At 67.3% G+C, this 22,758-nt stretch carries 17 protein-coding genes; 7 read left to right on the forward strand and 10 right to left on the reverse strand.

Translation table 11 applies throughout. The features are described 5' to 3' along the window. Positions 1–654: 654 nt before the first annotated feature. Genes scpA through LOS8367_RS08080 form a run of 3 tightly spaced genes read right to left on the reverse strand, consistent with a single transcriptional unit; the run spans position 655 to position 6,355 of the window. Positions 655–2,793, reverse strand: coding sequence for a methylmalonyl-CoA mutase (gene scpA / locus LOS8367_RS08070; RefSeq protein WP_085895988.1), 2,139 nt, complete (start codon positions 2,791–2,793; stop codon positions 655–657). 18 nt (positions 2,794–2,811) lie between these two features. Beyond that, complete coding sequence (locus LOS8367_RS08075) at positions 2,812–4,842, reverse strand: acetyl-CoA carboxylase biotin carboxylase subunit (RefSeq protein WP_085895989.1); 2,031 nt, start codon at positions 4,840–4,842, stop codon at positions 2,812–2,814. Further along, positions 4,823–6,355, reverse strand: a complete 1,533-nt coding sequence (locus tag LOS8367_RS08080; RefSeq protein ID WP_085895990.1) for an acyl-CoA carboxylase subunit beta — start codon at positions 6,353–6,355, stop codon at positions 4,823–4,825. The genes LOS8367_RS08075 and LOS8367_RS08080 overlap by 20 nt, the downstream gene beginning before the upstream one ends. 124 nt (positions 6,356–6,479) lie before the next feature. Between LOS8367_RS08080 and LOS8367_RS08085 the strand changes: the two genes are divergently transcribed. Next, complete coding sequence (locus LOS8367_RS08085) at positions 6,480–7,877, forward strand: helix-turn-helix domain-containing protein (protein ID WP_085895991.1); 1,398 nt, start codon at positions 6,480–6,482, stop codon at positions 7,875–7,877. A gap of 16 nt (positions 7,878–7,893) precedes the next feature. Here the strand turns inward: LOS8367_RS08085 and LOS8367_RS08090 are convergent, their stop codons facing one another. The 7 genes from LOS8367_RS08090 to LOS8367_RS08120 all read right to left on the reverse strand — a co-directional run bounded on the left by LOS8367_RS08090 (position 7,894) and on the right by LOS8367_RS08120 (position 17,058). Continuing rightward, positions 7,894–8,187, reverse strand: a complete 294-nt coding sequence (locus tag LOS8367_RS08090) for a DUF1330 domain-containing protein (protein ID WP_085895992.1) — start codon at positions 8,185–8,187, stop codon at positions 7,894–7,896. A 74-nt stretch (positions 8,188–8,261) separates the two neighbouring features. Beyond that, a complete protein-coding gene (locus tag LOS8367_RS08095) occupies positions 8,262–9,752 on the reverse strand; it encodes an NCS1 family nucleobase:cation symporter-1 (RefSeq protein WP_085895993.1) in 1,491 nt (496 codons plus the stop codon). 97 nt (positions 9,753–9,849) lie between these two features. Next, a complete protein-coding gene (hydA, locus tag LOS8367_RS08100; RefSeq protein ID WP_085895994.1) occupies positions 9,850–11,304 on the reverse strand; it encodes a dihydropyrimidinase in 1,455 nt (484 codons plus the stop codon). A gap of 10 nt (positions 11,305–11,314) precedes the next feature. After that, positions 11,315–12,565, reverse strand: a complete 1,251-nt coding sequence (locus LOS8367_RS08105; protein WP_085895995.1) for a Zn-dependent hydrolase — start codon at positions 12,563–12,565, stop codon at positions 11,315–11,317. Positions 12,566–12,626: 61 nt separating this feature from the next. Then, on the reverse strand, positions 12,627–13,946 hold the full coding sequence (gene aptA / locus LOS8367_RS08110; RefSeq protein ID WP_085895996.1) for an omega-aminotransferase AptA: 1,320 nt from the start codon (positions 13,944–13,946) through the stop codon (positions 12,627–12,629). A gap of 25 nt (positions 13,947–13,971) precedes the next feature. Continuing rightward, positions 13,972–15,474 (reverse strand): NAD(P)(+) transhydrogenase (Re/Si-specific) subunit beta, encoded by a 1,503-nt coding sequence (locus LOS8367_RS08115; RefSeq protein ID WP_085895997.1) that lies wholly within the window; start codon positions 15,472–15,474, stop codon positions 13,972–13,974. Positions 15,475–15,486: 12 nt separating this feature from the next. Then, on the reverse strand, positions 15,487–17,058 hold the full coding sequence (locus LOS8367_RS08120) for a Re/Si-specific NAD(P)(+) transhydrogenase subunit alpha (RefSeq protein WP_085895998.1): 1,572 nt from the start codon (positions 17,056–17,058) through the stop codon (positions 15,487–15,489). A 238-nt stretch (positions 17,059–17,296) separates the two neighbouring features. On the opposite strand from LOS8367_RS08120, the gene cofG reads away from it, so the two are divergent. Genes cofG through npdG form a run of 6 tightly spaced genes read left to right on the forward strand, consistent with a single transcriptional unit; the run spans position 17,297 to position 22,742 of the window. Further along, positions 17,297–18,439, forward strand: a complete 1,143-nt coding sequence (gene cofG, locus LOS8367_RS08125) for a 7,8-didemethyl-8-hydroxy-5-deazariboflavin synthase CofG (RefSeq protein ID WP_085895999.1) — start codon at positions 17,297–17,299, stop codon at positions 18,437–18,439. Continuing rightward, the gene (cofH, locus tag LOS8367_RS08130; protein ID WP_085896000.1) at positions 18,436–19,710 is read left to right on the forward strand and encodes a 5-amino-6-(D-ribitylamino)uracil--L-tyrosine 4-hydroxyphenyl transferase CofH; all 1,275 of its coding nucleotides are present in this window, start codon (positions 18,436–18,438) and stop codon (positions 19,708–19,710) included. Before cofG ends, cofH begins: the two co-directional genes overlap by 4 nt. Next, complete coding sequence (gene cofD, locus LOS8367_RS08135) at positions 19,707–20,663, forward strand: 2-phospho-L-lactate transferase (RefSeq protein ID WP_085896001.1); 957 nt, start codon at positions 19,707–19,709, stop codon at positions 20,661–20,663. The genes cofH and cofD overlap by 4 nt, the downstream gene beginning before the upstream one ends. Continuing rightward, complete coding sequence (gene cofC / locus LOS8367_RS08140) at positions 20,660–21,307, forward strand: 2-phospho-L-lactate guanylyltransferase (RefSeq protein WP_085896002.1); 648 nt, start codon at positions 20,660–20,662, stop codon at positions 21,305–21,307. The genes cofD and cofC overlap by 4 nt, the downstream gene beginning before the upstream one ends. Further along, on the forward strand, positions 21,304–22,077 hold the full coding sequence (gene cofE / locus LOS8367_RS08145) for a coenzyme F420-0:L-glutamate ligase (RefSeq protein ID WP_085896003.1): 774 nt from the start codon (positions 21,304–21,306) through the stop codon (positions 22,075–22,077). The genes cofC and cofE overlap by 4 nt, the downstream gene beginning before the upstream one ends. Beyond that, positions 22,074–22,742, forward strand: coding sequence for an NADPH-dependent F420 reductase (gene npdG / locus LOS8367_RS08150; RefSeq protein ID WP_085896004.1), 669 nt, complete (start codon positions 22,074–22,076; stop codon positions 22,740–22,742). The genes cofE and npdG overlap by 4 nt, the downstream gene beginning before the upstream one ends. Positions 22,743–22,758: the final 16 nt, after the last annotated feature.

Below are 22,758 nucleotides of genomic sequence, written 5' to 3' on the forward strand. Positions count from 1 at the left end.
CGTAGAGGTTCTAGACGCCGTCGAGGTCGTTGCTTCGTGCAGCGTTGCGGCTCTGAAAGGCCTTGCAGGCCCTTCGTGCAGTGCTCGGCGTTGATATTGAGCGGTGAATCTTACCGGTTCGTTAATGGCAGACATTCTACCTTGGAGAGCTGCCCCAGACACTGTCGGAGCGGTCTTTCAATCAAGTGGGTGTATGGGCAGATGCCTTTGGAACCTGTCGCTCGATACGGGCTGCCTCGGTCCCGCTGATGAAGCAGCGCGTCGGGCCTGCTCGGGGGGCCAGACCACTATCATCAGCACGTATGAAGAGCATGGCACCGCCCTCGGCCCACACCGGCCAGCCCATTGTGATGTCAGAGCTGTGAGTGTTTCGAGCCATGCCAAACGCGGTGCGCCGGAGTCTGCTTCCCGGCGTGAGCCTGTGGATCATGCCATGGCCCACCGTGGCATAGGGGCCGCTATCTTTCAGGACATGTCGGCGATGATGTCGGTCCGGTCCAACACGCCAGCGAAATCGTCGTTCTCCGCGGGGAGCATCAGCCGATCCGAATGATTTGTCCATTTTTCGAGACACCGGCTGCCAGGTAACCGGCACCCCGCGAGCATTCCCAACTCGCGAGGTGACCTGAGCCACGAACCGAGCAAGGCCCTGCGCTAGCTGCCAGTTTTCGAGATCATCGACAGGATCTCCGAGGCCGCCTTGGGAATATTGGTGCCCGGACCGAAGATCGCGGCGACGCCGGCCTGTTTCAGCATCTCGTGATCCTGATCGGGGATCACCCCGCCACAGACCACGAGGATCTCGCCCGCCCCCTGCTCGCGCAGCGCGGCCACCAGCTTCGGCGCGAGGGTGCGGTGCCCCGCGGCTTGGCTGGAGATGCCCACCACGTGCACGTCGTTGTCGAGCGCATCCTGCGCCGCCTCCTCCGGGGTCTGGAACAGCGGCCCCATGTCGACGTCGAAGCCCAGATCGGCGAAGGCGGTGGCGATCACCTTGGCGCCGCGGTCGTGCCCGTCCTGACCCATCTTCACCACCAGCATGCGCGGACGGCGACCCTCGGCCGCGGCGAAATCGGCGATTTCCTTTTGGATCCGTTCGAAGCCCTCGTCGCCTTCCCAAGCCTTGCCATAGACGCCCGCCAGCGTCTTCACCTCGGCCCGATGCCGGCCGAAGACCTTTTCCATCGCCATGCTGATCTCCCCCACCGTGGCGCGCGCCCGGGCCGCTTCGACCGCCGCTTCCAGAAGGTTGCCATTCCCTCGCGCGACCTCCTCCAGCGCCGACAGCGCCGCGCCGCAGGCCGCCTGGTCGCGGGTCGCCCGGATCGTTTCCAGCCGCGCCACCTGCCCGTCGCGGACCTTGACGTTGTCGATGTCGAGGATGTCGATCGGGTCCTCGCGCTCCTTGCGGTACTTGTTGACGCCGACGATCACCTGCTCCCCCCTGTCGATCAGCGCCTGCCGCTTGGCCGCCGTCTCCTCGATCCGAAGCTTGGGCATGCCCGAGGCCACCGCCTTGGTCATGCCGCCCAAGCTCTCGACCTCCTCGATCAGCGCCCAGGCCTTCTCGGCCAGTTCGTGGGTCAGCCGCTCGACGTAATACGACCCCGCCAGCGGATCGACGACGTCGGTGATGCCGGTCTCCTCCTGCAGGATCAGCTGGGTGTTGCGGGCAATGCGGGCCGAGAAATCGGTCGGCAGCGCGATCGCTTCGTCGAGCGCGTTGGTGTGCAGCGACTGGGTGCCGCCGAGCACCGCCGACAGCGCCTCGTAGGCGGTGCGCACGACGTTGTTGTAGGGATCCTGCGCCTGAAGCGACACGCCCGAGGTCTGGCAATGGGTCCGCAGCATCAGGCTCTTGGGGTCCTTCGGCTCGAACTCTTCCATGATCCGGTGCCACAGCAGCCTAGCGGCGCGCAGCTTCGCGGCCTCCATGAAGAAGTTCATGCCGATCGCGAAGAAGAAGCTGAGCCGCCCGGCAAAGCGGTCGACATCCATGCCGCGCGCAATCGCGGCGCGGACGTATTCGCGCCCGTCGGCCAGAGTGAAGGCCAGCTCTTGCACGAGATCGGCGCCCGCCTCCTGCATGTGGTAGCCAGAGATCGAGACCGAGTTGAATTTCGGCATGTGGTCCGCGGTGTAGCCGATGATGTCCGCCACGATCCGCATCGAGGGTTCTGGCGGATAGACATAGGTGTTGCGGACCATGAACTCCTTGAGGATGTCATTCTGGATCGTGCCCGAGAGCTTCTCCACCGGCACGCCCTGCTCCTCGCCCGCGACGATGAAATTGGCGAGGATCGGGATCACCGCGCCGTTCATGGTCATCGAGACCGACACCTTGTCGAGCGGGATGCCGTCGAACAGGATCTTCATGTCCTCGACGCTGTCGATCGCCACGCCGGCCTTGCCGACATCGCCCTCGACCCGGGGGTGGTCGCTGTCATAGCCGCGATGGGTGGCGAGATCGAAGGCGACCGAAACCCCCTGCTGCCCACCCTCCAGCGCCCGCCGGTAGAAGGCGTTCGATTCCTCGGCGGTGGAGAAGCCCGCATATTGCCGGATCGTCCAGGGCCGACCGGCATACATGGTCGAGCGGACGCCCCGCGCATAGGGCGCCTCGCCGGGCATCGCGCCCAGATGCGACAGCCCTTCGAGGTCGCCCGCGTCATAGACCGGCTTGACCGCGATCCCCTCCAGCATGTCGCGCGTCAGGCTCTCGGGATCGCGGCCCTTCAGCTCCTTGCGGGCGCGCGCGGCCCATGATGCACGGGAGTCGCTGTTCTCGGTCATGTCATGGCCCTCCCAGGCTCATTCGAATTCCATGATGGTCTGATCGACCGAGAGGCTGTCTCCGGCCGCCGCGTGCAGCTTCGCGACCTTGAGCTTGCGCTCGGCGCGCAGCACGTTTTCCATCTTCATCGCCTCGACCGTGCAGAGCGGCTGGCCCTCCTCGACCTCCTGCCCCTCTTCGACCGCGACATGCACCACCACGCCCGGCATCGGGCAAAGTAGCAGCTTCGAGGTATCGGCGGCCTGCTTTTCCGGCATCAGCGCCGCCAGTTCGGCCTGCCGCGCGGTCCAGATTTTCACGTCGAGATCGGCGCCGCGATGGCGCACCCGGAACCCCGCGATGCGCGGCTCGACCTTCAGCACCGTATCCGTCCCCTCGACCGTGAGCCGCGCCAGCCGTGCGCCCGGGGTCCAGTCGCCCGCGACCCGCAGCAGCGTGCCGTCCTCGAAGCGCACGTCGGTAGCGCCCTCCCCGGCCTTCAGCGTCACCGCGTGGCTCTCGCCGGCAACCTGCACCACGAAGGCCTCGCCGACGCGGCGCTCGTGGTGATCGATCCGGCCAGAGATCCGGGCCCGACGGATCTCCTCGATCCGCTGCAACGTGGCGCATGCGGCGGCGATCCGGCGCAGCGTGTCGCGCGGCAGATCGACGCCCGAGAAACCCTCGGGCCATTCCTCGGCGATGAAGCCGGTATGGATCTCGCCCGAGCGGAACTTCGGATGCGCCATCACCGCCGAGAGGAACGGCAGGTTGTGACCGATGCCCTCCAGCTCGAAGCCGTCGAGCGCGCGCTCCATGGCATCGACGGCGCGCTCGCGGTCGGGCGCCCATGTGCAGAGCTTGGCGATCATCGGGTCGTAATGCATCGAGATCTCGCCGCCCTCGGCGACGCCGGTGTCGTTGCGCACGACCTCCGCTTGGGACGCGAATTCCTGCGGCGGGCGGTAGCGCGTGAGCCGCCCGATCGAGGGCAGGAAGCCGCGATACGGGTCCTCGGCATAGAGCCGGCTCTCGATCGCCCAGCCATTGAGCTTGATGTCGTCCTGCACGAAGGGCAGCGGCTCGCCCGCGGCCACGCGGATCATCTGCTCGACGAGATCGATGCCGGTGATCAACTCGGTCACCGGGTGCTCGACCTGCAGCCGCGTGTTCATCTCGAGGAAGTAGAAGTTGCGATCGGCATCGACGATGAACTCGACCGTGCCGGCGCTCTCGTAGCCGACCGCTTGCGCCAGCGCGCAGGCCTGCGCGCCCATCGCGGCCCGGGTTTCGGGGTCGAGGAAGGGCGACGGGGCCTCTTCGACGACCTTCTGGTTACGGCGCTGGATCGAGCATTCGCGCTCGCCCAGATAGACGCAGTTGCCATGCCGGTCGGCCAGCACCTGGATCTCGATGTGCCGGGGGCCCACGACGAACTTCTCGATGAAGATCCGGTCGTCGCCGAACGAGCTGGCCGCCTCGCGCTTGGAGGCCTCAAAGCCCTCGCGCGCCGCCTGGTCGTCATGCGCGATGCGCATGCCCTTGCCACCGCCGCCGGCGCTGGCCTTAATCATCACCGGGTAGCCGATCTGCTGCGCGATCCGCACCGCCTCATCGGCATCCTCGATCAGGCCCATATGGCCGGGCACGGTGGAGACCCCCGCCTCGGCGGCGATCTTCTTTGAGGCGATCTTGTCGCCCATCTTGTCGATCGCGCCGGCCGGGGGGCCGACGAAGACCACGCCCCGCTCGGCCAGCGCGCGGGCGAATTTCGGGTTCTCCGACAGAAAGCCGTAGCCCGGATGCACGGCCTCGGCGCCGGTCTGCTCGATCGCGTCGAGAACGCGGTCCATGGCGATATAGGACTGCGCCGCGGGCGCAGGCCCGATCTCGACCGCGCGGTCGGCCATGGCCACATGCACCGCGTCGCGGTCGGCCACCGAATGCACCGCGATGGTCTCGATCCCCATGGCGCGGGCGGAGCGGATCACCCGGCAGGCGATCTCGCCGCGATTGGCGACGAGCAGGCTGCGGAACGGCGGGCGTGCCTCAGAGCGGGATGTTGTCATGCTTCCTCCACGGGTTCTCGAGGCTCTTGTTCCGCAGGGCGGCGAAGGCGCGAGCGGTGCGGCGACGGGTGGCGCGCGGCATGATCACCTCGTCGACGAAGCCGCGCTCGGCGGCGACGAAGGGATTGGCGAAGCGGTCTTCGTAATCCTTGGTGCGCTTGGCGATCTTGTCCGGATCGCCCAGCTCGGAGCGGTACAGGATCTCGGTCGCGCCCTTGGCCCCCATCACCGCGATCTGCGCGGTGGGCCAGGCATAGTTCACGTCGCCGCGCAGGTGCTTGGACGCCATGACGTCATAGGCACCGCCATAGGCCTTGCGGGTGATGACGGTGACCTTGGGCACGGTCGCCTCGCCATAGGCGAAGAGGAGTTTCGCGCCGTGCTTGATCACGCCGCCATATTCCTGCCCCGTGCCCGGCAGGAAGCCCGGCACGTCCACGAGCGTCAGGATCGGGATCTCGAAGGCGTCGCAGAACCGCACGAAGCGCGCGGCCTTGCGGCTCGAGTCGATGTCGAGGCAGCCTGCAAGCACCATCGGCTGGTTGGCGACGACGCCGACGGTCTGGCCTTCGAGACGGATGAAGCCAGTGAGGATGTTCTTGGCGAACTCGGCCTGCATCTCGAGGAAGTCGCCCTCGTCCGCGATCTTGGTGACCAGCTCGCGCATGTCGTAGGGCTGGTTCGGGTTGGCGGGGATCAGACTGTCGAGGCTCGGCTCCTCGCGCGCGGGATCGTCAAAGAAGGGACGCTTGGGCGCCTTCTCGCGGTTGTTGAGCGGCAGAAAGTCGATCAGCCGCCGCGCCTCTAGGAGCGCCTCGACGTCGTTCTCGAAGGCCGCGTCGGCGACGCTCGACTTGCGGGCGTGCGTCAGCGCGCCGCCCAACTCCTCGGCGGTGACCACCTCGCCGGTCACCGTCTTCACCACGTCGGGGCCGGTGACGAACATGTAAGAGGAGTCCTTCACCATGTAGATGAAGTCGGTCATGGCGGGCGAATAGACCGCGCCGCCGGCGCAAGGGCCCATGATCAGCGAGATCTGCGGCACAACGCCGGAGGCCAGCACGTTGCGCTGGAACACCTCGGCATAGCCGCCGAGCGATGCCACGCCCTCCTGGATGCGGGCGCCGCCGGAGTCGTTGATGCCGACGACAGGCGCGCCATTGCGCATTGCCATGTCCATGATCTTGCAGATCTTCTGGGCGTGGGTCTCAGAGAGCGAGCCACCGAACACGGTGAAGTCCTGGCTGAAGACATAGATCATCCGGCCGTTCACCGTGCCCCAGCCGGTGACGACGCCGTCGCCCGCGGGTCGGCTCTCCTGCATGCCGAAATCGGTGCAGCGATGGGCCACGAACATGTCGTATTCCTCGAAGCTGCCCTCATCGAGCAGCAGCTCGATCCGCTCGCGCGCGGTCAGCTTGCCCTTGGCGTGCTGCGCCGCGATCCGCTTTTCTCCCCCGCCCATCCGGGCCGAGGCGCGGCGCTCTTCGAGCTCGCGCAAAATCTCTTGCATCGGCGTTCTCCTTCGCGCGCCACCATAGGAAAAACGCCCCGCCTCCTCCCAGCGAGATTGCGCGAATTTGCAAATTCGGCATTATGCAGAGCAGGATTTATGCAAATCAGCAAAGTGGGGCGTGATGGCGGTTCAGAAGCATTATGCCGGGACCCAGCTGCGTGAGCTGCGCGGTCGGATCGGGCTGACCCAGAAGCGCTTTGCCGAAAGGCTGGGGGTGTCGCTGCCCTATCTGAACCAGATGGAGAACAACAACCGCCCCGTCTCGGCCGGCGTGGTGCTGGCGCTGGCGCGCGAATTCGGTTTCGACGTAACCGAGTTGACCTCCGGCGAGGAGATCCGCCTTGCCTCGGATATGCGCGAGGCCTTGGCCGACCCGGTGCTGAGCGGCGTGCAGCCGCCGCTTTCGGACCTGCGCATGGTCGCTGCCAACGCCCCCTCGGTGGCGCGCGCCCTGCTCGACCTGCACGCCGCCTATCGCCGAACCCAAGATCGCCTTGCCTCCTTCGACGAGGCGCTGGGCCGGGCGGGCACCACCGCCTCGCCATGGGAGGAGGTGCGCGACTTCTTCCATTACTGCGACAACTACATCGACGCGATCGACCGCGCCGCCGAGCAATTCGCCCGCCGCGCTGCGACCGAGGGGCAGGACGCACCCGAGGCGGCGGCGCGCGCGCTCGAAGCGCGCGGCATCACGCTGCGCGAGGTGGCCGAGGCGCCGCTGCGGCGCTTCGACGCCGAGAACCGCAGCCTCACCCTGTCGTCCCGGGCGCCGCGCGCGACCCGGCGGTTCCAGCTTCTGGTGCAGCTTGCCCTGATCGAGCACCGGGAGCTGATCGAGGCCACGCTCGATCTCGGCCGCTTCGAGATCGGCACCGCGCGTGACATCGCCCGGATCGGATTGGCCAACTATTTCGCGGGGGCGGCGCTGATGCCCTATGGTGCCTTCCTCGACGCGGCGCAGGTGACACGCCACGATCTCGAACTCTTGGCCGAGCGGTTCGGCGCCAGCCTCGAGCAGGTGGCGCACAGGCTCTCCACCCTGCAGCGCCCCGGCGCGCGCGGCGTGCCCTTCTGGTTCGTGCGGGTCGATCAGGCGGGCACGGTGACCAAGCGCCACTCCGCCACCCAGCTGCAATTCGCCCGCTATGGCGGCGCCTGCCCCTTATGGAACGTGCATCAGGCTTTCGAGACGCCGACGCGCTGGCTGCGCCAGCTGGCCGAGACGCCCGACGGGGTGCGCTACCTGTCGCTGGCGCGCGACATCAGCGGCGGCGGCGGGGCCTGGGGCGCGCCGGTACGGCGCTTTGCGATCGGGTTGGGCTGCGAGGTGAAACATGCGCGCGAGCTGGTCTATGCCGACCACATGGACCTCGCTTCGGCCCAGGCCTTCGAGCCGGTGGGCATCTCCTGCCGGATCTGCGAGCGCACGAACTGCCACCAGCGCGCGGTGCCGCCCCTCGAGGGGCGGCTGAAGGTGGACGCGGATTTGCGGCAGGACCTGCCCTACCGGCTGGAATGACCGCGCCCGACGCCGGTCAGCCCGGCGCGCCCTCGAGGATCATGATGTTGGCGATGCCCGCCCCTTCGCGGTGGCGCTTGGCGGCCTGATAGGCGTCGGAATTGTAGCAGGCGAGCGCGGCCTCCATCGAGTCGAACTCGATCACCACGTTGCGCGGATGGCTCTCGCCCTCCAGCGCCTCGATCCGGCCGCCGCGCGCCAGCACCCGCGCACCGTGCTCGCGGAACGCCTGCGTCGCACCTTCGGCGTAAAGTTTGTAGGGCTCGGGGTCGGTGACCGTCACATGGGCGATCCAGTAGGCCTTGGGCATGTCGTCTTCTCCTGTCTCCGGACATGAAAAGGCCGGGGCGACACCTGCCGCCCCGGCCCGTCACGCGCATGGCGTCACTTGTTGAGGATCTTCGACAGCACGAGGTAGGCCGCGCCAGCCACGAACAGCCCGACGAACCAGGCATAGGTGTAGATCGTGGCGAAGAAGTCCGAGGTGCCGGCGGTGATGCCGACACCGGCGAGGAAGCCCGGCAGGTTCGGCAGGATGCCGATCACCAGCGCGCCGACCCCGGCCCAGTTGGTGCCGTTGCGGCCCGAATAGATGCCGTCCATCCGGAACAGGTCCTTCACCTCGAGCTTGGTCTTCCGCAGCAGGTAGTAATCCGCCAGCATGACGCCCGCGATCGGCCCCAGCAGCGCCGAATAGGCGATCAGCCAGCCGACGATGTGGTTGACCAGCACCCAAGGGAACATGGCGATGCCGATGCCCGCGGTGATGTAGCCACCGCGCTTGAGGTTGATCTTGCTCGGCGCGAGGTTCGAGAAGCCGTGCGCCGGCGCCACCACGTTGGCCGCGAGGTTGGTGGTCAGCGTCGCCACGATCAGCGCGAACAGCGCGATGATGATCGAGAAGCCGCCCATCCGCTCGGCAAGCTGGATCGGATCCCAGATCGCCTCGCCATAGATCACGATCGTCGCCGAGGTCACAGCCGAGGCGATGAAGGCGAACAGCGCCATCGGGATCGGCAGGCCCACGAGTTGGCCGAGGAACTGGTCCTTCTGGCTCTTGGCGTGACGGGTGAAGTCCGGGATGTTGAGCGCCAGCGTCGCCCAGAAACCGATCATGCCGGTCAGGCTCGGCCAGAACACCACCCAGAACTGGCCTTCCTGCGGCTGGCCGGGATCGAAGGCGCTCGGGGTCGAGAGCATCGGGCCGAAGCCGCCAGCGGCGAAATAGGCCCAGGCCAGCAGCGCGAAGCCCATCAGTAGCAGGAACGGCGCGGCATAGGTCTCGAGCCAGCGGATCGACTCCGTGCCGTTTCTGATGAAGTAGAGATGCAGCGCCCAGAAGGCGAGGAAGCAGACGAACTCCGCGAGGCTGATGCCGAGCACGGGCAGCGCCTCACCCGCCAGCGCGCCGCCGGTGAGCGTGTTGAGGATCACAAAGATTGCCGAGCCGCCGACCCAGGTCTGGATGCCGAACCAGCCACAGGCGACGATACCCCGCGCCACCGCCGGGATCTTGGCGCCCGACGGTCCGAAGGAGGAGCGCAGAAGCACCGGGAACGGGATGCCGTATTTCGTGCCCGCATGGCCCAGAAGGACCATCGGGATCAGCACGATCGCATTGGCCGCGAGGATGGTCAGCACCGCCTGATCCCAGCTCATGCCGGAATTGATCAGGTAGGAGGCCAGCAGGTAGGTCGGAATGCAGACCACCATGCCGACCCAGAGCGCGGCGATGGCGAGCCAGTCCCATGTGCGCTCGGCCGCCGTGGTCGGCAGCTGGTCCTCGTTGTAGAGCCTCGGATCCATCCCGGCGGCGTCGAGGGGCGCGCGCGCCCCGCCTTCCGCCGCGGGGATTCCCGCAGTCATGTCCGTCATGTCTTGTCCTCTCCCTGTTATTGGTCTTGGGCGCCCTCTTTTTCTCTTCCCCGGGCGCTAAAGAAAATGCCCCCGAAGGTCCCGGGGGCATTTCATCTCAGACGCAGGCCGGCATGTTCTCGGGCTTGCGCTCGACCTTGCGCGGCGCCGTCACCTCCTTCCACTTCGACAGCGCCTTGTTCACCTCCGGGAAGGCGGGGCGCTTGACGAAGCGGCCATGGCCGGGCGTGGCGCAGACACGGCCATCATCGACCGCGAGCGTGCCGCGGCTCAGCGTGTATCGCGGCAGGCCGGTGACCTCGCGGCCCGCGAAAACGTTGTACTCGACCACCGACTGCTGGGTCTCCGGCGAGATCACCTTCGACTTCTTCGGGTCCCACACCACGATGTCGGCGTCCGAGCCTTCGAGGATCGCGCCCTTCTGCGGATAGATGTTGAGGATCTTGGCGATGTTGGTCGAGGTGACGGCGACGAACTCGTTCTTGGTCAGACGTCCGGTGTTCACCCCTTCGGTCCAGAGCACCGGCATCCGGTCCTCCAGCCCGCCGGTGCCGTTCGGGATCTTGGTGAAATCGTCGATGCCGGTGCGCTTCTGGTCGATGGTGAAGGCGCAGTGATCGGTGGCCACCACCTGCAACGAACCTGCCTGAAGGCCGGCCCAAAGGCTGTCCTGGTTCGACTTGTCACGGAAGGGCGGCGACATCACGCGCTGGGCGGCGTGGTCCCAGTCGGGGTTGCGATACTCGCTGTCGTCGAGCACGAGGTGCTGGATCAGCGGCTCGCCATAGACCCGCATGCCCTTCTGGCGCGCCCGGCGGATCGCCTCATGCGCCTGCTCGCAGGAGGTGTGGACCACATAGAGCGGCACGCCCGCCATGTCGGCGATCATGATCGCGCGGTTGGTGGCCTCGCCCTCGACCTCGGGCGGGCGCGACATGGCGTGGCCCTCGGGGCCACGGATGCCCTGCGCCAGGAGCTTCTGCTGCATGGTCGCGACCACGTCGCCGTTCTCGGCATGCACCATCGGCAGCGCGCCGATCGCGGCGCAGCGCTGGAAGCTGTCGAACAGCTCGTCATCATCGACCATCAGCGCGCCCTTGTAGGCCATGAAGTGCTTGAAGGAGTTGATGCCGAGATCGACGACCTGCTGCATCTCCTCGAACACTTGCTCGCTCCACCAGGTCACCGCCATGTGGAAGGAGTAGTCGCCGCAGGCGCGCTGCGATTTGGCGTGCCAGCCCTCCAGCGCCTCGATCAGCGACTGGCCCGGGCTGGGCAGGCAGAAATCGACCACCATGGTGGTACCCCCGGCGAGGCCCGCGCGGGTGCCACTCTCGAAGTCATCGGCAGAATGGGTGCCCATGAAGGGCATCTTCAGATGCACATGTGGGTCGATCCCGCCTGGCATCACGTAGCAGCCGGTAGCGTCGAGCACCTTGTCGCCAGACAGGTCGGCGCCGATCTGCACGATCTTCTCGCCCTCGATGGCGATGTCGGCGGCGTAGCTGCGGTCGGCGGCGACGATGGTGCCGCCCTTGATCACGGTTCTCATGCTCATCTCCTCACTCCACGATTTCGGCGGTTTCCAGGACGGCGTGCAGCAGCACGTCGCAGCCGGCGGCAGCCCATTCGCGGCTGATCTCTTCGTCCTCGTTGTGACTCAGACCATCGACGCAGGGGCACATGATCATCGCCGTCGGCGCCACGCGCGCGATCCAGCAGGCGTCGTGGCCCGCGCCCGAGATGATCTCGCGGTGGCTGTAGCCCAGCTTCTCGGCGGCGCGGCGCACCGCCTCGACACATCCCTCGTCGAAGGGCACGGGATCGAAGCCGCCGACCTTCTCGAAGGCGATCTCCAGCTCCATCTCGTCGGCGATCTTCTGGCCTTCGGCGCGCAGCCGCGCCTCCATGTCCTCGATCACCGCCAGCTCGGGCGAACGGAAATCGACGGTGAACACGGCCTTGCCGGGGATCACGTTGCGCGAGTTTGGGAAGACCTCGATATGACCGGCCGCCCCCACCGCGTGTGGCTTGTGGCTCCAGGCGATCTCGTCGACCTTTTCGAGGATGCGCGCCATGCCGAGGCCTGCGTTGCGGCGCATCGGCATCGGGGTGGAGCCGGTGTGGCTCTCCTTGCCGGTGACGGTCACCTGGGTCCAGCTCAACCCCTGCCCGTGGGTGACGACGCCGATATCCTTGCCCTCGGCCTCGAGGATCGGGCCCTGCTCGATATGCAGCTCGAACATCGCATGCATCTTTCGCTGGCCCACCGGCTCCTCGCCGACATAGCCGATGCGGGCAAGTTCGTCGCCGAAGCGCTTGCCCTCCGCATCCTCACGCGCATAGGCCCAGTCCTGCGTGTGGACGCCCGCGAAGACGCCGCTCGACAGCATGGCGGGGGCGAAGCGGGTGCCCTCCTCGTTGGTCCAGTTGACCACGACGATCGGGCGGCGCGGGGTGATGCCCTGGTCGCGGATCGAACGCACCACCTCGAGCCCCGCCAGCACGCCCAGCACGCCGTCATACTTGCCGCCCGTGGGCTGGGTGTCGAGATGGCTGCCCATCATCACCGGGTCGAGATCGGGCTCGGCCCCTTCGAGCCGGGCGAACATGTTGCCCATGCTGTCGACGCCGACGCTCATGCCGGCCTCCTCGCACCAGCGCTTGAACAGGTCCCGCCCCTCGCGGTCGGCATCGGTCAGGGTCTGGCGGTTGTTGCCGCCGCGCAGGCCGGGGCCGACCTTGGCCATCTCCATCAGCGAGTCCCACAGCCGGGCCCCGTCGATCCGGGTGTTGGTCTGGATGTCTTTCATAGGTCCTCCCGTTACGGACCGGTGCGCGGCGGCCCTCCCGGCCGCCGCGCACCGGCCATGATCAGGCGTCGAGCGCCTCGCCGAGCGTGCCGACCAGCTGGTCGATCTCGGATTTCTCGATGATCAGCGGCGGCGACATGGCGATGGTGTCGCCGGTGGTGCGCAGGTGCACGCCCTTGTCCCAGGCGCGCAGATAGGTGTCGAAGGCCCGCTTGGTGGGCGTATCGGCAAAGGGCTCCAGCTCGACCGCACCAACGAGGCCGACGGCGCGGATGTCGATCACGCCGGGCTTGTCCTTCAGGCTGAACAGCGCATCGGCCCAGTAGTCCTCGAGCGAGGCGGCGCGCTCGAACAGTTCCTCCTCGCGGTAGGTGTCGAGCGCGGCGAGCGCCGCGGCGCAGGCCACCGGGTTGCCCGAATAGGTATAGCCGTGGAACAGCTCGATCATGTGATCGGGGCCGGTCATGAAGGCGTTGTGGATCTCTTCGCCGGCCAGCACCGCGCCCATCGGGATGACGCCGTTGGTCAGGCCCTTGGCGGTGGTGATCATGTCCGGCTCGACGCCGTAGTAATCCGCACCGAAGGCGCGGCCGAGCCGGCCATAGGCGGTGATCACCTCGTCGAAAATCAAAAGGATGCCGTGCTTGCGGGTGATCTCCCGCAGCTTCTGCAGATATCCCTGGGGCGGCAGGATCACCCCGGCCGAGCCTGCCATCGGCTCGACGATCACCGCGGCGATGGTTTCGGCGCCGTGCAGCGCGACCATCCGCTCCAGCTCGTCGGCGAGCTCTGCGCCATGCTCGGGCTGGCCCTTGGTAAAGCCGTTGCGGGCGATGTCATGGGTGTGCGGCAGATGATCGACGCCGCCCAGCAGCGTGCCGAAGGCGCGGCGGTTGTTGACCAACCCGCCGACCGAGATGCCGCCGAAATTGACGCCGTGATAGCCCTTCTCGCGGCCGATCAGCCGGGTGCGCCCCGCCTCGCCCCGCGCTTTGTGATAGGCCAGCGCGATCTTCAGCGCGGTCTCCACCGATTCCGAGCCGGAATTGGTGAAGAAGACGTGTTTGAGCTTGCCCGGTGCCAGATCGGCGAGGCGCGAGGCCAGTTCGAAGGCCTTGGGGTGGCCCATCTGGAAGGCGGGCGCGTAGTCCAGCTCCTCGACTTGGCGCTGCACGGCTTCGGTGATGCGCGGTGCGCGGTGACCGGCGTTGACGCACCACAGACCGGCGGTGCCGTCCATGACTTTCCGCCCGTCGGTGGTGGTGTAGTACATCCCCTCGGCACTGGCGATCATGCGCGGGTTGTCCTTGAACTGCCGGTTGGCAGTGAAGGGCATCCAGTAGGCGCTAAGGTCGTTGCGGATCTTGGTCTCTGCGTTCATCTCGTCATTTCCTTGAACGGTGGCCTCAGGCGGCCGAGCGGGCCAGCAATTCATCCAGCGATTTCTTGGCATCGCCGTAGAACATGCGTGTGTTGTCCTTGAAGAAGAGGGGGTTTTCGATGCCGGAATAGCCGGTGCCCTGGCCGCGCTTGGAGACGAAAACCTGCTTGGCCTTCCAGACCTCGAGCACCGGCATGCCGGCGATCGGGCTGTTGGGGTCGTCCTGGGCGGCGGGGTTCACGATGTCGTTCGAGCCGATGACGATGGCGACGTCCGTCTCGGGGAAGTCGTCGTTGATCTCGTCCATCTCCAGCACGATGTCGTAGGGCACCCGGGCCTCCGCGAGCAGCACGTTCATGTGGCCGGGCAGACGCCCCGCCACCGGGTGGATCGCGAAGCGCACGGTCTTGCCCTGCGCCCGGAGCCTGCGGGTCAGCTCGGAGACCGACTGCTGCGCCTGCGCCACCGCCATGCCGTAGCCGGGGATGATCACCACGCTGTCGGCGTCCTCCAGCGCCTGCGCCACGCCGTCGGCGTCGATCGCGATCTGCTCGCCCTCGACCGCCATCGCCGGGCCCGAGGTGCCGCCGAAGCCGCCGAGGATCACCGAGACGAACTTGCGGTTCATCGCCTTGCACATGATGTAGCTCAGGATCGCACCCGAGGAGCCCACGAGCGCGCCGGTGACGATCAGCAGGTCGTTGCCCAGCGTGAAGCCGATCGCCGCGGCGGCCCAGCCCGAATAGGAGTTCAGCATCGACACCACCACCGGCATGTCGGCGCCGCCGATGCCCATGATCAGGTGCCAGCCGATGAAGCCCGCGATCAGCGTCACCAGCACCATGGTCCAGATGCCGGCGCCGGTGAGGTAGAGAAGCCCCAGCGCCAGGCACAGCGCCAGCGCCGCGGCGTTGAGCATGTGGCCGCCCGGCAGCTTCTTCGGCTTGCCGTCGACGCGGCCGGCGAGCTTGCCAAAGGCCACCACCGAACCGGTGAAGGTCACCGCGCCGATGAAGATGCCGAGGAACACCTCGGTCTTGAGGATGCCGATCTCGGCCGCGTCCTTCAGCGCCAGCTTCTTGCCGAAGCCGGTGAGCTCGCCGAAGAAGCCGCCGCCCGCCTGCGCGAGTTCGGTCGGGTCCAAGAGCGCCAGCGCGGCGCGGTCGAGGCCGTGGCTGGCCAGCAGCGCGTTGACGTCGTGCAGCATGATGTCGGCGTTCAGGCCGATGAACACCGCCGCCAGGCCGACGAAGCTGTGCAGCGCGGCGACCAGCTGCGGCATCTCGGTCATCTGCACCCGGCCGGCGACGATCCAGCCGGCGAAGCCGCCCGCCGCGATCGCGACGAGGATGAGAAACAGGTTGTGCACGCCGGGGCCGAACACGGTGACGAAGACCGCCACCGCCATGCCGGCGATGCCGTACCAGACCGCGCGCTTGGCGCTTTCCTGGTTCGACAGCCCCCCGAGCGACAGGATGAACAGGATGGCCGCGACGATATAGGCGGCGGAAACGATGCCGATGCTCATGATCCGGCCCCCTTACGACTTGCGGAACATGGCGAGCATCCGGCGCGTGACCAGGAAACCGCCGACGATGTTGATCGAGGCGATCAGCACCGCGATGAACGACAGAAACACCACCAGCCAGTTGCCCGAGCCGATCTGCAGCAGCGCGCCGAGGATCACGATGCCGGAGATCGCGTTGGTCACCGCCATCAAGGGCGTGTGCAGCGAGTGGCTGACCCCCCAGATCACCTGGAAGCCGACGAAGCAGGCCAGCGCGAAGACGATGAAGTGGCTCATGAAGCTCTCGGGCGCGACCGCGCCAATGAGCAGCATCACCAGCGCCCCCGCGGCCAGCAGGCCGATCTGGTCCTTGGTCTGCTTCTTGAAGGCCGCGATCTCCTGTCCGCGCTTTTCCTCGACCGTCAGCTCGCGCGCCTTCTCCTTCTTGGGCGCGGCGGCGATGGCGGCGGTCTTGGGCTTCGGCGGCGGGTAGGTGATCTCGCCGCGATGCGTCGCGGTGGCGCCGCGGATCACGTCGTCCTCCATGTTATGGTTGACGACGCCGTCCTTGTTCGGCGTCAGATCGGCCATCATGTGGCGGATGTTGGTGGCGTAGAGCGTCGAGGCCTGCGCCGCCATGCGGCTGGGGAAATCGGTGTAGCCGATGATCGTCACGCCGTTCTCGGTGACGAACTTCTCCTCCGGCACCGTCAGCTCGCAGTTGCCGCCGCGCTCGGCGGCGAGATCGACGATCACCGAGCCGGGCTTCATCGCCTCGACCATGTCGCGGGTCCACAGCACCGGCGCGTCGCGGCCCGGAATGAGGGCGGTGGAGATGACGATGTCGATCCCGGGGGCCAGCTCGCGGAACTTGGCGAGCTGCTTCTCCCGGAACTCCGGGCTGGAGGGGGCGGCGTAGCCCCCCGTCGCCGCGCTGTCCTGGCTGTCCTCGAAGTCGAGATAGACGAACTCGGCGCCCATGCTCTCGATCTGCTCGGCCACCTCGGGGCGCACGTCGAACGCGAGCGTCACCGCACCCAGCGAGGTCGCGGTGCCGATCGCCGCGAGGCCGGCGACGCCGGCGCCGATCACCAGCACCCGCGCGGGCGGCACCTTGCCGGCGGCGGTCACCTGGCCGGTGAAGAAGCGGCCGAAATTGCTGCCCGCCTCGATCACCGCGCGGTAGCCCGCGATGTTGGCCATCGAGCTGAGCGCGTCCATCTTCTGGGCGCGGGAGATCCGCGGCACCATGTCCATCGCGATCACCGTGGCGCCGGCGTCGCGCGCCCGGCCCAAGCCTTCGGCGTTCTGGCCCGGGTAGAAGAACGAGATCAGCGTCTGGCCCTCGCGCAGCCGCCCGAGCTCTTCGTCCAGCGGCGGCCGCACCTTGGTGACAATCTCCGCCTCGGCCCAGAGCGTCGCGGCGTCCGGCACCACGGTGACCCCCGCCTCTTCATAGGCCGCGTCGGTGAACCCCGCCGCCAGACCCGCCCCCGCCTCGATCAGGCACGCATGCCCCAGCTTCCGCAGATCCCGCGCCGACGCAGGCGTCATCGATACCCGCGCCTCGCCGGCGGCCACTTCGCGTGGCGCTCCAATCCTCACGATACTGTCCTCCCATTGCCCCACGGCGCCCTCCCAAGCGCCGAGTGAAGCTTTCCCCGACTATCCGCGTAGTTTTATCTAGTAGTCAATTATTTTGATCATGAAGAAATGGTTCTGCAGGTTATCTTAATGAATCTAAACGATATAAACTGACAATGAGCTGTTTTTTGACCTGATGCTAAAAATAGTTTTGACAAGTCGCGTCGAGATCGCTCAGCCTTGAGGGCAGGAGGAGATCATGACCAGCCACTTGCCCAGCACCGGCGCGCCGCTTGCCGAAAACGGGGATCTCGATGCCCTGATGGCCAGCGCCCGCCAGATCCGCGACGCGGCCTGGGGCCGCAGGATCACCTATTCGCGCAAGGCCTTCGTGCCGCTGACCAACATGTGCCGCGACACCTGCGGCTACTGCACCTTCGTCAAGCATCCCTCTTCGCCCGAGGCGCGGATCATGACGCCCGAACAGGTGCTGGCCGAGGCGCTGCGTGGCGAGCGCGAGGGCTGCAAGGAGCTGCTGTTCAGCCTCGGAGAAAAACCGGAGCTGCGCTATGAGGCGGCGCGCAAGGGGCTGGAACGGCTGGGTTATTCGAAGCTGACCGACTATCTGCGCGACATGTGCGCGCTGGTTCTGCGCGAGACCAGCCTGCTGCCGCATGTCAACGCCGGCACGCTGACCGACGACGAGATCGACACGCTCAAGCCGGTCTCGGCCTCGATGGGCATGATGCTCGAAACCGTCAGCCGCCGCCTGACCCGCAAGGGCCAGCCGCATTTCGCCTGCCCCGACAAGACGCCGCTGCAGCGGCTGCGCACGCTGGAGCGCGCCGGCCAGAAGCGCGTGCCCTTCACCACCGGGCTGCTGATCGGCATCGGCGAAACCTGGGCGGAGCGGATCGAGGCGCTGGAGGCGATCAACGCCGCCCATGCGCGCCATGGCCACGTGCAGGAGGTCATCATCCAGAACTTCCAGCGCAAGCCCGACATCGAAATGGCCGATCACCCCGAGCCCGGGCTCGAGGACATGCTGCGCACCATCGCAGCGGCGCGGATCATCCTCGCGCCGGAGATAAGCCTGCAGGCGCCGCCGAACCTGAGCGCGCGGCACATCGCCTATCTCGACGCGGGCATCAACGATTGGGGTGGCATCTCGCCCGTCACCATCGATTTCATTAACCCGCAACACGAATGGCCCGAGATCCGCAGCCTCGCGCGGTCCTGCGAAGAAGCCGGGTTCGAGCTGCGCGAAAGGCTCACCGTCTACCCGAGATACCTCACCGAGGATTTGGGCTTCATCAACGCCTCCGTGCGAGCCCGTGCGCTCGGCATGGCCGGGGGCGAAGGGCTGGCGCGCGAGCAGCGGCATATCGGAGAGACAGCATGACCTACCAGTCGACGACCCGGCAGTTCGCCTGCGATCCCGCCGCCGTGGGTGGCGCATCCGACCCGATCCGCGCGATCCTCGAAAAGGCGCTTTCGGGCGGCGAGGTGAGCACGGATGAGGGCGTGGCCCTGTTCCGGGCCCAAGGAGCGGATATCGACGCCGTCTACCGCACCGCCGACACGCTGCGCCGCCGCGCCAATGGCGACCGGGTCAGCTTCGTGGTGAACCGCAACATCAACTTCACTAACATCTGCTACATGGGCTGCAAGTTCTGCGGCTTCGCCAAGCGGGCCGAGGACAAATCCGCCGAGTGGCTCGAGCCCGCGCAGATCGTGGAGCGCGCGCAGCAGGCCTGGGACCGCGGCGCGACCGAGGTCTGCATTCAGGGCGGGCTGCATCCGAAGATGGAAGGCACCTATTACCGGGAGATCATCCGCGCCATCAAGACGGCGCTGCCCGGGATGCACATCCATGCCTTCTCGCCCTTCGAGATCTGGTACGGCGCCTCCAAGACCAAGATGTCCTACCGCGATTTCCTGGCCGATCTGAAGGAAGCCGGTCTCGATTCGATGCCCGGCACGGCGGCCGAGATCCTCGACACCGAGGTCCGGATGCAGCTCACCACCAACAAGCTCTCGGCCGAGCGCTGGGTCGAGATCATCCGCACCGCGCATGAGGTCGGCATCCCGACCACCGCCACCATCATGTACGGCCATGTCGACGCGCCCGAACACTGGGCCGCGCATATCGCCCTCCTGCGCGACATCCAGAAGGACACCGGCGGTTTCACCGAGCTGGTGCCGCTCTCCTTCGTGCACACCGATTCGCCCCTCTACGCCCAGAACCCCGACAAGGTGCGCCCCGGCCCGACGGCGCGCGAGGTCGACCTGATGCACGCGGTGTCGCGGATCATGCTGCATGGCTGGATCGACAACATCCAGGTGAGCTGGACCAAGCTCGGCGCGGCGCGGGCGCAGCAGATGCTGTCGCGCGGGGTCAACGATCTGGGCGGCACGCTGATGAACGAGAGCATCTCGCGCGCCGCCGGATCGAACCACGGGCAGGAGATCACCGCGCGGGAACTGGTGCGGATGATCCGGGCCGCGGGCCGCGTGCCGGTGCGCCGCAACACCATCTACGAGACGCGCGAGGTGTTCGAGCATCACGACCCCGAGGAGCTGGCGCCGCTGGTGGACCGCAAGGGTCGCGACCCGCTGGCCTTCCTCGAGATGTTCCCCGAGCGCCCTGCCCGGGCGGAGGCCGCGCAATGAGCCGGCGCAAGGTCTGCCTGCTGGCCGGTGGCGTCGGCGGCGCCAAGATGGCCGAGGGGCTCGCCGCACATGACGACGTGGCGCTGTCGGTGATCGGCAACGTCGCCGATGACGAGAGCTTCCACGGGCTGTGGGTCTCGCCAGACATCGACACGCTGACCTACAGCCTCGCGGGCATGATCGACCGCAGCCAGGGCTGGGGCGTGGCCGATGAGGGGCACCGGGCGCTTCAGACGCTGAACCTTTTGGGCGCCGAGACCTGGATGTCGCTCGGCGACCGCGATTTTGGCCTGCACATCCACCGCACGATGCGGCGCGCAAAGGGCGATCGGCCCTCCGACATCGCCCGTGACGTGGCCCGCGCCTTCGGCGTGGAACCGGATATCCTGCTGCCCACCGACGACGTGGTGCAGACCCGGCTGCGCACCACCGATGGCCGCTGGCTCAGCTTCCAGGAATATTTCGTGCGCGAGCGCTGCGCCCCGGAGATCCGCGAAATCGCCTTTTCCGGCATGGACATGGCCCGCCCGACGCCAGAGGCGCTAGCCGCCATCGCCGGGGCCGACCTGATCGTCATCGCGCCCTCGAACCCTTTGGTGAGCATCGCGCCGATCCTCGGCATTCCCGGCATCGGCCAGGCGCTGCGCGCCGCCACCGCGCCGAAGATCGCGGTCAGCCCCTTCATCGATGGTCGCGTGGTCAAGGGCCCGGCCGACCGCATGATGGCGGCGCTGGGGCTGCGGGCCGACGCGCTCGGCGTCGCGCAGCGCTACAGCGGGCTGGCCGACAGGCTGGTCATCGATCATGCCGATGCCGCGCTGGGGGCCGAGATCGCCGCCGCGGGCCCTGCCCCGCATTGCAGCGACATCCTGATGAAGACTCAAGCAGACAAGGCGCGGCTGGCGCGCGAGATCCTCGATCTCGCCTTCGCCCCGGTGGAGGCGGTGGCATGAGCGGCACCGCCAAGCGGCTCGTCGCGATCCCGATGAAGGATCCGCGCGACGCCAAGACCCGGCTCGGCCTCGCCCTCTCGCCCGAACAGCGCGGTGATCTGGCCCTGACCCTGTTCCGGGCCACGGTGACGCGGCTGCGCGAAGCGGTGACAGGATGCGCGACCCGGATCGATCTGGCCGTCGTCACCGGCAGCCCGGCCATTTGCGGCGTGGCCGAGAGCCTCGGGCTCAACGTGATCGATGACGCCGGGGCGCCCTCGCTGTCCCCGGCGGTCGAGGCCGCAGCGGATTGGGCCACGGACCAGGGCTACGAGGCGCTCTGCGTGTTGCCCGGCGATCTCGCCGCTCCCGATCCTGCCGAACTGGCGCTGTTGCTCGCCCATCCGCTGGATGCCGGGACGGCCGTGATCTGCCCGGCCAAGGATCTGGGCACCAACGCGCTGCTGGTGCCGCTGCCCTGTCCCTTCGCCTTTGCCTATGGCGCGAAATCGACGATCCGGCACCGCCGCGCCGCCGAGGCCGCCGGGCTGACCCCGGTAATGATGCCGCTGGGCAGCCTTCGCATCGACATTGACACCGTCGAAGACCTGCATCACCTGCCCGCCGGCCATTTGCGGTGCACGCGCCAGGAGCATGCGCAATGAGCCTTTCCGTCTCGCTGACCGCCATCCCCGGCATCCCCGACATCTGCGAGGGCGACGATCTCGCCGCGATTATCGGCGACCGGCTCGACGCCGCCGATCTCGGCCTGCGCCATGGCGACATCCTCTGCGTCGCGCAGAAGATCTTCTCCAAGGCCGAAGGCTGCATCATCCCGCTCGACACGGTGATGCCTTCCGAGGAGGCGCTTCGCTACGCCGAGGAGCTCAACAAGGACGCCCGCAAGGTCGAGGTGGTGCTGCGCGAAAGCACCCGCGTGGTCCGCTCCTTCCGCCGCCCCGATCAGAATGAGGGCACGATGATCTGCGAGCATCGGCTCGGCTTCATTTCGGCCAACGCGGCGGTCGATGAATCGAATTTCGGTGAAGAAAGCGCGGTGATGGTGCTGCCGCCCGATCCGGATGCGAGCTGTGCCACGCTGCGCGAGGCGCTCCATGCGCGCTTCGGCGCCGAGATCGGGGTGGTCATGACCGACACCTTCGGCCGGCCCTGGCGGCTGGGACAGGTCAACGTCGCGATCGGCCTTTCAAAGGTGCCCGCGACGATCCGCGAGCAGGGCAACACCGACGCCTGGGGCCGCCCTTTGCAGGTCACCGAACCGGCGCTCGCCGACGAGATCGCCGCCGCCTCGGGGCTGGTGGTGCGCAAGGACGGCAAGACCCCGGCGGTGCTGCTGCGCGGGCTCGACTGGACGCCTGCCGAGAGCCGCGGTGCCGACATTCTACGCAAGAAACAAGAGGACATGTTCAGATGACAATCGCGATCATTGGCGGCACGGGACCGCAGGGACAGGGCCTCGCGCTGCGCTTTGCGCGCGCCGGCGTCGAGGTGGTGCTCGGCGGCCGCGACGGCGTGCGCGCCGCCGCCATCGCCGAGGAACTGCAGGCGCAACTGCCCGGCAGTGCTGCAAAGATCCGCGGCCTCGACAACGAGGGCGCGACCAAGGCCGCCGAAGAGATGGTGATCCTCGCCGTCCCCTTCTCGGCCCACAACGCCACACTTGAAGCACTCAAGCCCGCCCTCGCCGGCAAAATCCTCGTCGACATCGTGGTGCCGCTCGCCGAGGGCGACCCCAAGAAGGTCGACATGCCGCCCGAGGGCTCGGCCACCGAGGCCGCGCAGGCGCTTTTGGGCCCCGACATCCCGGTGATCGGCGCGCTGCACAACGTCTCGGCGGTGACGCTGAAGGCGCTCGACCAGTCGATCAACTGCGACATACTCGTCTGCGGCAACAGCCTTGATGCCCGCAAGAAGGTGATCGAGCTGGTGCGCAAGCTCGGCGTCGAGGCCTACAACGCGGGCGACGCGCAATCGGCGCGCTGCATCGAGGCAATCACCCCGATCCTGATCCGGCTGAACATCTCGAAAGCGGTGCCCTTCAGCCATGCGGGCATCCGCATCTGCCCGCCCGATCACTGAACGAACAAAAGACCAT

This window comes from Limimaricola soesokkakensis (genome assembly GCF_900172345.1).
Lineage (GTDB): Bacteria > Pseudomonadota > Alphaproteobacteria > Rhodobacterales > Rhodobacteraceae > Limimaricola > Limimaricola soesokkakensis.